Source organism: Streptomyces sp. NPDC050504, from assembly GCF_044458065.1.
In the GTDB taxonomy this organism is placed as follows: Bacteria; Actinomycetota; Actinomycetes; order Streptomycetales; family Streptomycetaceae; genus Streptomyces.
Map to the genome: position 1 here is coordinate 236,986 of NZ_JBITHO010000011.1, position 12,379 is coordinate 249,364.

Consider the following 12,379-nt stretch of genomic DNA (forward strand, 5'->3'; position numbering starts at 1 on the left):
ACGCGGGACGGGTGCGGACGCGGGATCGGTGCGGTCAGAACCAGTGCAGGCAGTGCGGGGCACGCTCGCCGCGGAAGAGGGCGTCGGCGAGTTGGACCGCGTCCGGCCGGTGGGCCCTGATGTGGCCCGCGCGCACGAGCGTGCTCGGGGCGGTGCCGCCCAGGTAGACCGAACCCAGGTCGCGCACGTCCAGGGACAGGTCTGGGTCCCGGTCCGTCGGGACGCACTCGGCCTTGCCGTCCCGGACGGTCAGCAGGTGGCGGCCGCGCTCGCCGAGGAACGGGTCGTCCACGTCGAGTACGAGCTCGCCGTCCGCGAACCAGCCGCGCGCGGTCAGGGCGCGCGGAACGTCCAGCAGCCGCACCCAGAGCCAGTCGGTGTCCCCGCTCACCTCGCCCGCGCGGAAGTCCGCGAGCTGCCAGCGCAGCGGGTGTCCGGGCGGAACGTGCTTGAACACGACCCGGGAGACCAGGTCGTGTTCGAGCACGAACCGGGCCAGGGCCGTGAAGGCGGTGTCGTCGACGGCGACGGTCTCGTCGACCGTCAGCGTGCTGACGTCGCCGGTGCGGTCGATCGCATAGCTCGCGTACCCGTCGGGCACTCCGTCGGCGTCCCGGTGGACGGCGACGTAACGCGGCGCCGGGGCGACCGGCGGCTGTCCTCCGCCCGAGGTCCACCAGCGGCGCGACCGGGACAGCGCACCGGGCTGGGCGCGGCGGTACCGGTCGTAGACCTCTTCCAGGATCTCGCCGCACTCGGCACGGCGCAGCACGTCGACCGAGCCGCCGGTCGGGCCGTCAACCGAGCCGCTGGTCGAACCGGCCGGGAGCGGCCCGCGCGCCCGGGGAACGGCGAGGGCCGAGCGGTGGCGCTGCACCGTCAGGCGCGACGTGCGGGTCGCGGGGCCGTAGCCGAACCGGCCGTAGATCAGGGCCTCGGACGCCAGCAGCACGGACAGGAACTCGCCGCCCTCCCGCAACGCGGTGAACTGGTGCCGCATCAGCGCGCTGAGCACGCCCCGGCGCCGGTGCGAGGGCAGGACGCCGACGGAGGTCAGTCCGACGGCGGGGACGAGGACCTCACCGGGCAGGGTGAGCTCGAAGGGGTACGAGGCCATGGTGCCGACGGGCCGCCCCTCCGGCGTACGGGCGAGCAGGCCGTGCTCCGCCTCGATCGCCGACCACCAGAGCCCGCCGCCGTCCTTCGGGGTCTCCAGGTCGAGCCCGAACGCGGAGTGGACCGTGTCGATGAGGACGTCGAAGTCCTCGTCGGTCGTGGAACGGATCTCCATCGCTGCCGCTGCCTCCTCGGGATACGGGTGCCACGCCCCGTGGCCCCGGGCCACCATGCAGCGCCGACCCGTGGCCCGGTCAACCGAATTACGGCGGAGCCGGGCCGAGCCGGGTTGGACCGGGCAGAGCCAGGCCGGGCGCGCCTCCTCAGTCGCTGAGCGCCAGCCGTACGCCGAAGGCCGCGATGACGCTCCCGGTGATCCGGTCGAGCAGCAGCCGGGCCCGGGGCTTGCGCAGCCAGCCGTGCACCGCGCGGGCGAACCCGACGAGGACGGCCGACCACACCAGACCGAGCAGCACGTGCACCGACGCGAGCAGCAGCCCCATGGCGAAGTGGTTGGTGCCCGCGGGGATGAACTGGGGCAGGACGGCGACGTAGAAGGCGCCCACCTTCGGGTTGAGGAGGTTGGTGAGCGTCCCCTGCCGCCAGCCAGCGGCGACCGAGTCCTTCCCGCTGAGCAGGTCGCCGTCGTCGTCGCCGGTCGCGGGCAGGCCCCGGAAGGTGGCCAGCAGCATGCGGGCGCCCATCCACACGAGATAGGCGGCGCCGGCCCAGCGCAACGCCGTGTAGGCGAGGTGCGAGGCCGTGAGGAGCGCGGTCACGCCCAGGGAGGTGAGCGCGCCCCACATGAGGGTGCCCGACTGGATGCCCAGGACGACGCCCCAGGCCTTCCTGCGCCGCCCGACGGCCGAGGTGCGCAGGATCAGGGCGGTGTCGAGACCGGGGGTCAGGGTGAGGAGCCCCACGACGAGGGCGAAGGACCACAGCGAAGTGCTTACGGACATGGAGGGCGAGCCTACGACACCCCCGCCCGCCCCGGAGTGTCAGTGGCCCGGGTTAGGTTCCCGGCATGACCAGCACCGAACTGGCCCCGCTCCTGGCCCGGTACGCCGAAGGCGCCGACCGCACCGGCTGTCCGTATCCCGGGACGTGGCAGCACGCCCCCTTCCCCGAGCGCACGACGAACGGCGCGCGGTACTCCCTGGTCGCGGTCGACCCGGGAGTGAGCGCGCTCGGCGTACGGCACGACGACGGCTCGCTGTGGTGCCTGCCGGACGACGCCCCGCCCCACCTGCTGAACACCGGCGTCGAGGCGTTCATCGCCTTCAACCGCGCCTACGCCGAAGCGGCCGCCGAGGCCGCCGCGTACGAGGGACCCGGCGACGACCTGCCCGATGACGAGGCGGTGGACCTGGCGGAACAGGCCGCCGACGCACTGACCGAGGCACTGCTGGAACGCTTCGGGGCGACGGACCCCGACGCGGTCGCCGACGAGAACTCCTTCTGGTGCGTCGGAGCGGAGGAACTGGGCTACGGCATGAGCACGTGACCGCGTACGGGCACGGGGTACGGGGTTACGGGTACGGGTGCGCTCACGCCGCCGCGGCCACCATCAGCCGCCGCTCCTGACCGCTCCCCCGCTCCTGACCGCTCCCCCCAGTCGGGCCGCTCCCCCGGGCCGGGACCGTGCCCCGGGGTGGCGTGCCGCGCAGTGCGGCCAGGAAGTCGACCGCGCTCTCCGTCCCGGACAGCGCCCCCGTCAACGCCTCCCACGCCCCGTCGCGTTCCGTCCAGTCCGCCCCGTGGGCCGCCGTCAGTTGTGCGAGCGCCGCGTCCCGCCAGGCGTACCCCTCGAAGCGGCGCCGCGCCGCCGCGACCCCGGTCTGCCGCCGCAGCCACAGTTCGGGCGCCCGCCCGAGGCCCGTCCACGCGCCGACCTCCGCCGCGGCCGCCAGCGCGCCCGCCGCGTCCCGGCACTCCGCGAGCCACTCCGCCAGCACCAGGTCCGCCGCCAACAGCCCCCGGTCGAACCGCTCACCGGTCACCAGGAACCGCGCGACCGCCCGCGCGTCCCGCTCCTCCAGGCCGAGCCCCATCAGGAACGCGGGCGACTGCGTGAGGCGGCCGACGAGCAGCGCCCACCCCTCCGAGCGCAGCGGACACAGCTCCCAGCGCTCCGCGAGCCGGCCCCCCGACGGGCGCGCCGCGTGCTCCGCGACGTGCCCGAGCGCGTGCGGCAGCCGCTCGAACGTCGCCGGGACGACCTCTGGTTCGACGCCCAGCAGCGAGAGTCCCGGCAGCCGTACGGGCGTGGCCCGCACCCCGCTCTCCCCCGCCGGGACCAGCCGCATCCGGTGCGCGGCGGGCAGCAGCCCGTACCCCCGCAACCGCTCGACCAGCGCGGACAGCAGCTCGTCGTGGCGGGGCAGCGCCACGGCCGCGGGCCCGGTCACGAGCCCCCTGCCGGTGCGCAGCCAGGGCCAGTTGTACGGCTCCGTCCCGGCGTCCTGGCGCAGCCCCGCCGCGCGCGCCCAGCCCCGCGCGATCGGCCCCAGGTCCCGTACGGCCGCGGCCGCCGCCGACGCGGTGTTCTGCCGGTACGCCCCGGGGAGCGGGGGCAGTACGGGCCCCGAGCACGCGTCGCCCCGGTCCGTCCCCCGGCCCGTCACCCGGCCCGCGCTCAGCGACCGCCACAGTTCGTCCGCACCGGCGCGCTCGGCGGCGAGCAGCGTGCGGTACGCGGCGCGGCGGGCGTCCTCGTCGGCGGCGTCGTACGCGGGGGCACCGGCCGCGTACGCCCCACCCTCAGCGCCAGTCGCCCCGCTCACCCCAGTCGTCCCGGTCGCCCCGGTCAACTCCGCGACCAGCCGCGACAGTCCGAGGAACGCCGCCTCGTCACGGAAGCGCGCCGCGCGCGCCGCGGCCGGTTCGGGGTCGCGCCCCGCGAGACCCGCGCGCTCCAGCTGAAGGTCGGCCACCAGGTCCTCGATGTCCTCGACCGTGACGTTCGCGTGCCTGAACCGGGTCATGGCGGCCTTCCCCTCCGTCGCGGAACCGCGTGCTCGGTGCGCCCGTACGCCGTGCGTCGTACGCCGCGCGCCCCGCGGTGCGCACCGCGCACCGCGTTTCGACGAGTGTCGCGGCCGTCGGTTTCGCGCCGGTTTTCGGCGGCGTACGCCTCACTTCCGCGCGTCGGCCCCCCGCTCCGCCTCCGCCTCCGCCCCCACATCCGCCCCCGTCTCAGCCCTGTCCCGCCGGGGCAGCAACAGCGGCGTCGCCAGCATCAGGAGCCCGGCGATCCCGATCGCCGTACGCGTCCCGGTCAGCCCCGCCAGCAGCCCCCACAGCCCGGTCAGCGCGGCGACGGTCAGCTTGCTGGTGATCGTCCACGCGGTGAGGGTGCGGGCGATCCGGTCCTTCGCGGTCCGCTCCAGCCTGTAGGTGGCGAACACCGGGTTGAACACGCCCATGCAGGTGATCAGCCCGAACTCGACGAGCACGACGAGGAGGAGCCCGGCGGGGCCTGGGCCGACGAAGGCGAGGCCGAGCAGCCAGCACGCCCGCAGCGTCCCCGCGACGCGCAGGGTCCTGTGCCGTCCGAAGCGCACCACGAACCGGGGCGCGAGCCGCGCGCCGACCAGGCCGCCGACGCAGGGCACGCCGAACGCGAGGCCGTACTGCCAGGGCGCGAAGCCGAGGTCGGCGAGCAGGAGGACGGCGAGCAGCGGCGACGTCGCCATGATCAGGGCGCTGACCAGGACCGTGTTGGCGAAGAGCGGGCGCAGCGTCGGGTGGGTGAGGATGTACCGCCACCCTTCGACCAGGTCGCGGGCCCGGAAGCGGGTCGGCGCCCCGGTGCGTTCGGGGCGCGGCTCGTCCCCGCCGATCGCGCGGATCCCGGCGGCCGAGAGGAGGTGGCTGACCGCGTTGGCGACGACGGTCGGTACGGGTCCGAAGAACCCGATCGCGGCCGTGCCGAGCGGCGGTCCGAGCATGGTGGCGGTCCAGGTCGTGGACTCGAACCTGCCGTTGGCGACGAGCAGGTCCTCGGGCCGTACGAGCGCCTTCAGACAGGCGCCGCTCGCCGCCCTGAAGGCGATGTCGGCCGCGCCGACGACCACCGAGACGACCGCGAGCTGTGCGAGGCCCAGGTGTCCGAGCGCGAACGCGGCGGGCACGCTCAGCAGCGCGGCGCACCTGATCAGGTCCATCGCGACCATCACGGGCCGCTTGCGGCGGAACTCCACCCACGGCCCGAGCGGCACGGCCGCCACCGCGCCGACCGCGAGGCCCGCGGCCGCCAGTGCCGACACCTCGGCCGGTCCGGCGTGCAGCACGAGGATCGCGATCAGGGCGAAGGCGTCGAACGCGAGCCACGTGCCGAACGTGCTGACCGCGTACGCCGCCCAGAGGAGGTCGAAGCCCCGCCCCAGTGATCGTCTGCCCGCCATCCCTCAGCTCCCCGCTCTCCGCTCCCCGCCGGGAGGGACGGGTCTCCGCCGGGAGGGACGGGTCTCCGTCAAAAGGGACGGGCGGTCCGTCAGTCCACGACCTCCATCTGCCCCATCATTCCCATGGTCAGGTGCCCCATCATGTGGCAGTGGTACATGAACCGACCCTTGTAGTCGGTGAACCTGACCTTCACCCGGGCCTTGGTGCCCGGCAGCACGGTGATCGTGTCCTTCAGCCCCGCCTCGCCAGGGCCCGGCGCCCGGCCGTCCCTGTCCACGACCTGGAAGTGCTCCAGGTGCACGTGGAAGGAGTGCGGGATGCCGAAGCCGGTGTCGGCGTTGTGGATCGTCCAGATCTCCGTCGTGCCGAGCTTGGGCCGGAATTCGACCCTTCCCGGGTCGAAGTGCTTGCCGTTGATGAGGTGGTGGCCGGCGGCCGGGTCGAAGGACATCGTGAAGGAGCGCTCGACGGCGGGGGCGCCGAGCGCGGGGTTGGGGCGCAGCTCGTCGGGGACCGAGCTGGCGTCGGCCGCGCGGCGGGCGACGTCGAAGCGCATGATCTCGGGCGGTTCGTCGCCGTTGGTGGCGAGGGTCTTCAGGACGACCTTCGAGCCGACGGGGTAGCGGGAGAAGTCGACGACGACCTCCTGCCGCTCGGCGGGCCAGAGCCACAGGGACCCGGTCTTCACGGGCGCGGGCAGCAGCCCGCCGTCGGACGCGATGTGCGTCATCTCGTCGCCGTCGCCCAGCTGGAGCAGGAAGCCGCGTTCGTTGGAGGTGTTGGTGAAGCGGAAACGGTACTTCCGGGCGGCCACCCGGAAGTACGGCCGGGGCGAGCCGTTCACCAGGAAGACCGTGCGGGCGGCCGCGCCGCCGGTCTGCTCGTAGACGAGGGTCCCGTCGGGGGCGACGTTCGCGTCGCGCAGGTGCAGCAGGACGTCGTACGCGCCCTTGGGCAGCGGCAGCTTCCGCTCGAAGTCGTCGGTCAGGAGGTACCCGGCGACCGCGCCCCGGTAGATGTTCTCGGCGTGCGCGTGGTGCGAGTGGTCGTGCAGCCACATGCTCGACGCGCGCTGCTTGTTGGGGTACTGGAAGAAGCGGCTGGCGCCGGGGGCCAGCTCGTTGACCGGGTGCCCGTCGTAGTGCGCGGCGACGTGGCCGCCGTGCAGGTGCATGGCGAACGGCACGTCCAGCTGGTTGACCTGCTGGATGACGACCGGGCGGCCCTGGGTGGCGCGGATGACGGGGACGGGCTCGCCGTTGAAGGTGCGCAGGCGGGTGGTGGTGCCGGGCACGATCGTGGTGGTCGACTCGCGGGTGACGAGGCGGTACAGGTCGTACTCGACGCCCTTGCCGGTACGCCGGGGGTGGGCGCGCAGCGTACGCGCGACCCGCAACGGCACCCCGAACAACGCGTCGGCGGCGAAGGCGGCGGCCCCGCCCCCGGCAGCCCCGTCCCCCGCCCCGGTCCCGGCCCCGAGCACGAGCGCCCCGGCACCGCTCCCGGCAGCCCGCAGTAACCCCCGCCGGGTCAGCACGGACCGACGCGGGAACGGGGAACGGGAGAGGCTCTTCCGGTACGACACGGATCCAACGTCCCTCATGCGGACCGAAATGAATGCAAACGCCACAGTCCCGAGGAGAAAGTAAGACTGACTGCCCGCCTTCCGAGCGTCACGTGCGCCGGGCGGCGCGCAGGACTGCGAGGCAGGACCGCTGGCTCACCCGACAGGGACACCGAGCAGCGCCGCGAGCTCGGCCACGGCCGCCTCCTCGTCCGTGACGTGCACCGTGGTGATTCCCAGTGCGGCGGCTGGCGGGAGGTTCGCCGAACGGTCGTCCACGAAGACACAGCGCTCGGCGGGTAGTCGGATGCGGTCGAGGGCGAGCCGGTAGATCGCGGGGTCGGGCTTCGCCACCCTTTCCAGCTCGGACACGACGTGCACGTCGAAGAGGTCCCAGATCCCCACGTGCTCGTACGGATTGAACGGATCGAGACCGAAGCTGTTGGAAAGCAGGGCGAGTCGATGACCGGCAGCTCGCGCGGCGCGTGCGAACGCGACCATCCGGTGTGCAGCAGGCACCCCTGTCCAGGCCCGCCCCATGAGGTTCACGGGATCCACGTGCGCACCCAGCAGCGCGGCCGTGCCCTCGTTCCACTCGACCTGCCCGATCTCCCCGACCTCAAGCGCCGTGTACAGCCGCCGCCCCTCGGGGTGGCCGTTCAGGGTGTCGCGCCAGGCGCCCGGGTCCAGCCCTTCAGACACGCACCAGGCACGGTGGACGTCGGTCGGTCTGGCGGTGAGCACCCCGGCGAAGTCGAGGATCAGGCCGCGCCTGTCGGCGACATCAGTCCTGTGTGGCATCCGGTGGCTGCTCCTTCCCTCAGGGGGGAGTCTTTTCGGCGACGCTACCGCGCACTGACGGCCGCGACGCCTCAGGACCGCCCGTTCGACCGAGAGCCCTCGCCCGGCGCGGTCCCTTTGAAGGACGCCCACACCGTCTTGCCGATCGCGTGTTCGGTGACGCCGAAGTCGTTCGCCAGGGCCGTCACCAACTGGAGTCCGCGCCCCGTGCAGTCCTCCGGCCCCGCGTGCGTGACGCGCGGTGTTCCGCCGCCGCTGTCCCGCACCTCGACGCGGATCAGCTCGCCCTCCCCTACGAGGGTCAGGGCGAACTCTCGCCCCGGCGGGGCTCCGTGCCGTACGGCGTTCGTGACCAGCTCGGACACGCACAGGCAGATGTCGTCCAGCCCTCGCGCGACGCCCCATTCGGTCAGCACCTCCCGCGCGAAGGACCGGGCCTCCGGGACTGAGCGCCGTGCGCGGGGAAAACGTCGTTGCCGTGACAGGGGCACGGTGAACCACCGCCTTGATCCTGGGCTGTACGATGAGGGCGAACGTATCGCTATTCGCGAAAAGCAGCAAGGATGACAAGGGGAACGGATGTCGGGTCCCTGTCGCCTACCGTGTGAAGCAGCAGCGCAGGACCCCCGACCGCGCAGGAGGACACCATGAGCGACGACAGCGCCTGGGTCAGCGTCTCGATGCCGTATCTGTTGCCCCGCGAGCAGGGGCGGCCCGACGCCTGGGCCGAGGAGGCCGCGGCCCGGGGCGGCAAAGGGAGCCAGCGCATCGTCCACGCCGGGGAGGTGCCCGCGCCCGAGGACGTGGCGGGGCTGCTCGGACTGACGGTGGGCGAGGCCGTCGTCGTACGCCGCCGGGTCATCGAACTCGACGGCGTGCCCTGCGAGTTGACGGACACCTACTACCCGGCGTCCATCGCGGCGGGCACCCGCCTCGCCGGGACCGCGAAGATCCCCGGCGGCGCCGTCACGCTGCTCGCCTCGCTCGGCCACGTCGGGGTCAAGGTCCGGGAGGACGTGACCGCGCGGATGCCCGACGCGGCCGAGCGCGAGGCACTGCGCATGGGTGGCGACGAGCCGGTGCTGCGGATCGCGCGAGTCACCCTGGACGGGGACGGCCGCCCCGTCCAGGCCGACCTGATGACCATGCCCGCGCACCGCCAACGGCTGCGCTACGAGATCGCGATCGGATGACCGTGCCCCTCCACGAAGACCGGCGCTCCCTGCACGAGCGGATCGCCGCCGACCTCCGCGACGAAATCATGGGCGGCGACTTGGCCCCCGGGGCCAAGCTGCCGTCGACGACGCAGCTCAAGGACCGCTTCGGCGCCTCGAACGCGACCATCCAGAAGGCGATCCAGCTCCTCAAGGAGGAGGAGCTGGTCGTCGGCCGGGCCGGAGCCGCGGTCACCGTCCGCGAGAACCGCCAGCGGACCGTGCGCCCCGCCTCCTCCCTCGATCCGGCCGGCCCAGGCGAGCCCTACCCGTGGCTCGCCGAGCTGGCGAAGCTCGGTGCCGACCCCCGCAGCACACTGCTGGACGTGGGGGAAGTCCGGCCTCCGGCCGATGTCGCCGCCGCGCTCGGGCTCGCCGACGGGGAGCACGCGCAGTTCCGCAGCCAGGTGCTCTCGATCGACGGCGAGCCCGCCGAACTCGTCACCTCCTACTATCCGTTGGCCATCGCCCGCGGTACGCCTCTCGCGGAGAGGCGGAAGATCAAGGGCGGTACCCCGACGCTGCTCGCCGAGCTGGGGCACCCGCCCCGGCTCGGCGTCGACCGGGTCTCGGCCAGGGTCCCCACCCAGGAGGAGTACCGCCTCCTGCGTCTACCGGGAGACCTCCCCGTGCTCCGTACGCTGCGCGTCGTGTACGGCGACGACCGGCGGCCGGTCGAGGTCACCGTCATGGTGAAGGCGGGGCACCTCTACGAGCTGCGGTACGAGTTCGCGCCGGAAGCGTGAGCCCGTACCGCCGTCCTCACGCCGGGTCCAGCCGGTTGACCGCTCCGCCCAGGTCCAGGACGTACAGCTCGCCCCTGGCGCTCTGGACGAAGGAGGACACCGAGCCGCCGTCCACCGCCAGGTCGCCGCTCTCCGTCACCTTGCCGTTCCTGATGCGCAGGGTGCGCAGCGTGCCGTCGCAGTAGTCGGCGTACACGTACTGGCCCCTGAGCGCGGGGATCGCGCCGCCCCGGTAGACGAAGCCGCCGGTCACCGAGCAGCCCAGGCCGTTGCGGTCGTACTCGTGCACCGGGCGGACGTGGTTCGCGGGCTCCGTGCCGCCGCGGAAGGGGTGGGTGCCCTCCATCTGGGACCAGCCGTAGTTCTCGCCGCCCTTGCCGCGCGCCGGGGACCAGTCGATCTCCTCCCACTCGCTCTGGCCGACGTCGCCGATCAGCACGTCGCCCGTGCGCGCGTCGAAGGAGAAGCGCCACGGGTTGCGCAGCCCGTACGACCAGATCTCGGGCCGTGTCCCGGGCGCGGTCACGAAGGGGTTGTCCGCCGGGATCGCGTACGGCTTGCCGCTCGGCCTGCCGCCCCTGGGGTCGATCCGCAGCAGCTTGCCGAGCAGCGTGTCGAGGTTCTGCCCGTTGCCGTGCGGGTCGCCGCCCGAGCCGCCGTCGCCGAAGGCGATGTAGAGGTAGCCGTCGGGGCCGAACTTGATGTCGCCGCCGTTGTGGTTCGCGTACGGCTGCTCCTGGGTGAGGACCGTGCGCCGGGTGCTCGGCAGGAGCTTGCCGCGGCGCACCGCGAACTCGTCGACGGTGCTGGTGCCCTGGAGGTTCGTGTACGAGATGTAGAAGTGCGCGAACTTCGGGTCGAACGCGATCCCCAGCAGGCCGCGCTCGCCGTCGGTGGTGGTCTCGGCCGTGATGTCGAGGACGGGCGCGCCGAGGCCGCCGTGGCCCAGGACCCGTACGGTCCCGGCCCGTTCGGCGATCCAGACAGTGCCGCCCGGACCCGCGGTGCCCGCGATCGGGTTCTGGGCCGTGGCCACCTTCGTGAGCGCGACCTTCGGGGCGATCGGACGGGGGGCCTTCGCCTCCTCGGCGGACGCCGTGCTGAACGCCAGGGAGGCGACCAGGCAGAGGGCGCCGACGATCGCCGAACTTCCGGTGCGTACTTTCACCGTGATCCTCCTGGGGGTTGGGGAGGTCACCCGGCTGCTCGGGGCGGATTCGCGGACGCGTCGCCCGGGGCCGGCACGCAGCACGGGTGGGGGGACGGTGTGCTACTGGCCACGGGTGAGGATACGGGGACGGGAGTGGTTGGTGTAGACCATGACTTCGGCCATCTTCGCCGTCTTCGCTACCTTCGCCGTCTTCCGGGGCGGAGCCGTCTTCCGGGGCGAACGCGCGGACCGGGGGCGACGGCGGCGCGCCGTTCGCCCCCGGTCCACCGGGGCCCTCACAGGTCCAGCGTGAGCAGTCCGCCCTTCGACCGGCCCACGCAGATCATCATCGTCGTGTTGGACGCGCGGTCGTCGTCGGTGAGCACCGTGTCGTTGTGCTCGGGCTCGCCGCCCAGCACCTTCGTCTCGCAGGTGCCGCAGAAGCCCTCCTCGCAGCCGGAGGCGACCTTCGGCACCGCCTCGCGCACGACTTCGAGGAGCGTGCGGTCCGGCGGGACCAGCAGGGTCTTGCCGGTGCGGCTGAGCGCCACCTCGAAGGCGCCGTCGGGCACCGCGGGCTTCTCCGGCTTCGGGCCCGCGCCGAACCGCTCCAGGTTCAGCGTCCCCGGCGGCAGCCAGCGCTCGCAGCGCTCCTCGACCGCGCGCAGCAGCCCCTCGGGGCCACAGGTGTAGACGGCGGTGCCGGGCGCGAGGTCCTTGAGGAGGAGGTCCAGGTTCGGGCAGCCGTCGGTGTCCTGCGGTACGAAGGTCACCGCGTCGCCCGGCAGGTCCGCCAGCTCGTCGCGGTACGCCATCGAGGTGAGGCAGCGGCCGCCGTACACCAGCGACCAGGGCGCCGCGTCGGGGTCGGCGGCGACCTGACGGACCATCGGGAGCAGCGGGGTGATGCCGATGCCGCCCGCGATGAAGAGGTAGCGCTCGGCGGGGGCCAGCGGGAAGCGGTTGATCGGGCCGCGTACGGTCAGGCGCCGGCCGGTCAGGTCCGTGTCGTGCAGCTCCGCCGATCCGCCCCGCCCGTCGGGCACCCGCAGGACGCCCAGCCGGTAGACGCTCCGGTCGGCCGGGTCGCCGCTGAGCGAGTAGTGGCGGACCAGGCCCGAGGGGAGCGTCAGCTCCAGGTGGGCGCCGGGCTCCCAGGCGGGCAGCTCCGCGCCTTCGGGATGGGTGAGGAGGAGGCCCAGGACTCCGTCCGCCTCCTGGCGGGTCTCCTGGACGAGGAGTTCCTGTTCAGCAGTCATCGGTTCGGTCCTTTGGGTACGGCGGCGTCAGTTATGGGGGCAAGGGGGGCAAGAGGACTTCGGGGAGTGGGACGAGTGGCCCCCTGCTTCCGTGGCGGGAGCAGGGGGCCACAGGGGGT

The 12,379-nt window shown here is 73.4% G+C and carries 12 protein-coding genes; 3 read left to right on the forward strand and 9 right to left on the reverse strand.

What is annotated here, in order from left to right:
- Positions 1–34: 34 nt before the first annotated feature.
- Positions 35–1,291, reverse strand: coding sequence for a GNAT family N-acetyltransferase (locus ACIBNE_RS34450; RefSeq protein WP_399278725.1), 1,257 nt, complete (start codon positions 1,289–1,291; stop codon positions 35–37).
- A gap of 148 nt (positions 1,292–1,439) precedes the next feature.
- Positions 1,440–2,078, reverse strand: coding sequence for a LysE family translocator (locus tag ACIBNE_RS34455; RefSeq protein ID WP_399278726.1), 639 nt, complete (start codon positions 2,076–2,078; stop codon positions 1,440–1,442).
- Between the two features lie 65 nt (positions 2,079–2,143).
- Between ACIBNE_RS34455 and ACIBNE_RS34460 the strand changes: the two genes are divergently transcribed.
- Positions 2,144–2,623, forward strand: coding sequence for an SUKH-4 family immunity protein (locus ACIBNE_RS34460; protein WP_399278728.1), 480 nt, complete (start codon positions 2,144–2,146; stop codon positions 2,621–2,623).
- 43 nt (positions 2,624–2,666) lie between these two features.
- On the opposite strand, the gene ACIBNE_RS34465 is transcribed toward ACIBNE_RS34460, so the two are convergent.
- The 5 genes from ACIBNE_RS34465 to ACIBNE_RS34485 all read right to left on the reverse strand — a co-directional run bounded on the left by ACIBNE_RS34465 (position 2,667) and on the right by ACIBNE_RS34485 (position 8,382).
- Positions 2,667–4,103, reverse strand: a complete 1,437-nt coding sequence (locus tag ACIBNE_RS34465; protein ID WP_399278730.1) for a hypothetical protein — start codon at positions 4,101–4,103, stop codon at positions 2,667–2,669.
- Between the two features lie 150 nt (positions 4,104–4,253).
- Complete coding sequence (locus tag ACIBNE_RS34470) at positions 4,254–5,525, reverse strand: MFS transporter (RefSeq protein ID WP_399278732.1); 1,272 nt, start codon at positions 5,523–5,525, stop codon at positions 4,254–4,256.
- A gap of 89 nt (positions 5,526–5,614) precedes the next feature.
- The gene (locus ACIBNE_RS34475; protein ID WP_399278734.1) at positions 5,615–7,111 is read right to left on the reverse strand and encodes a multicopper oxidase family protein; all 1,497 of its coding nucleotides are present in this window, start codon (positions 7,109–7,111) and stop codon (positions 5,615–5,617) included.
- A 135-nt stretch (positions 7,112–7,246) separates the two neighbouring features.
- Complete coding sequence (locus ACIBNE_RS34480) at positions 7,247–7,891, reverse strand: HAD-IA family hydrolase (protein ID WP_399278736.1); 645 nt, start codon at positions 7,889–7,891, stop codon at positions 7,247–7,249.
- Positions 7,892–7,962: 71 nt separating this feature from the next.
- On the reverse strand, positions 7,963–8,382 hold the full coding sequence (locus ACIBNE_RS34485; RefSeq protein WP_399278738.1) for an ATP-binding protein: 420 nt from the start codon (positions 8,380–8,382) through the stop codon (positions 7,963–7,965).
- 156 nt (positions 8,383–8,538) lie between these two features.
- On the opposite strand from ACIBNE_RS34485, the gene ACIBNE_RS34490 reads away from it, so the two are divergent.
- Complete coding sequence (locus ACIBNE_RS34490) at positions 8,539–9,084, forward strand: GntR family transcriptional regulator (protein WP_399278740.1); 546 nt, start codon at positions 8,539–8,541, stop codon at positions 9,082–9,084.
- The gene (locus ACIBNE_RS34495) at positions 9,081–9,851 is read left to right on the forward strand and encodes a GntR family transcriptional regulator (RefSeq protein WP_399278742.1); all 771 of its coding nucleotides are present in this window, start codon (positions 9,081–9,083) and stop codon (positions 9,849–9,851) included. The genes ACIBNE_RS34490 and ACIBNE_RS34495 overlap by 4 nt, the downstream gene beginning before the upstream one ends.
- 16 nt (positions 9,852–9,867) lie before the next feature.
- Here ACIBNE_RS34495 and ACIBNE_RS34500 read toward each other — a convergent pair whose 3' ends face one another.
- Positions 9,868–11,019, reverse strand: coding sequence for a PQQ-dependent sugar dehydrogenase (locus ACIBNE_RS34500; RefSeq protein WP_399278744.1), 1,152 nt, complete (start codon positions 11,017–11,019; stop codon positions 9,868–9,870).
- A gap of 278 nt (positions 11,020–11,297) precedes the next feature.
- The gene (locus ACIBNE_RS34505) at positions 11,298–12,260 is read right to left on the reverse strand and encodes a PDR/VanB family oxidoreductase (RefSeq protein WP_399278746.1); all 963 of its coding nucleotides are present in this window, start codon (positions 12,258–12,260) and stop codon (positions 11,298–11,300) included.
- Positions 12,261–12,379: the final 119 nt, after the last annotated feature.

Excerpts from the sequence above, each read along its gene's own strand:
- ACIBNE_RS34450 (WP_399278725.1), bottom strand. The coding sequence starts at position 1,291 with ATGGAGATCCGTTCCACGACCGACGAGGACTTCGACGTCCTCATCGAC.
- ACIBNE_RS34460 (WP_399278728.1), top strand. The coding sequence starts at position 2,144 with ATGACCAGCACCGAACTGGCCCCGCTCCTGGCCCGGTACGCCGAAGGC.
- ACIBNE_RS34505 (WP_399278746.1), bottom strand. The coding sequence starts at position 12,260 with ATGACTGCTGAACAGGAACTCCTCGTCCAGGAGACCCGCCAGGAGGCG.
- ACIBNE_RS34470 (WP_399278732.1), bottom strand. The coding sequence starts at position 5,525 with ATGGCGGGCAGACGATCACTGGGGCGGGGCTTCGACCTCCTCTGGGCG.
- ACIBNE_RS34455 (WP_399278726.1), bottom strand. The coding sequence starts at position 2,078 with ATGTCCGTAAGCACTTCGCTGTGGTCCTTCGCCCTCGTCGTGGGGCTC.
- ACIBNE_RS34495 (WP_399278742.1), top strand. The coding sequence starts at position 9,081 with ATGACCGTGCCCCTCCACGAAGACCGGCGCTCCCTGCACGAGCGGATC.
- ACIBNE_RS34465 (WP_399278730.1), bottom strand. The coding sequence starts at position 4,103 with ATGACCCGGTTCAGGCACGCGAACGTCACGGTCGAGGACATCGAGGAC.
- ACIBNE_RS34480 (WP_399278736.1), bottom strand. The coding sequence starts at position 7,891 with ATGCCACACAGGACTGATGTCGCCGACAGGCGCGGCCTGATCCTCGAC.
- ACIBNE_RS34490 (WP_399278740.1), top strand. The coding sequence starts at position 8,539 with ATGAGCGACGACAGCGCCTGGGTCAGCGTCTCGATGCCGTATCTGTTG.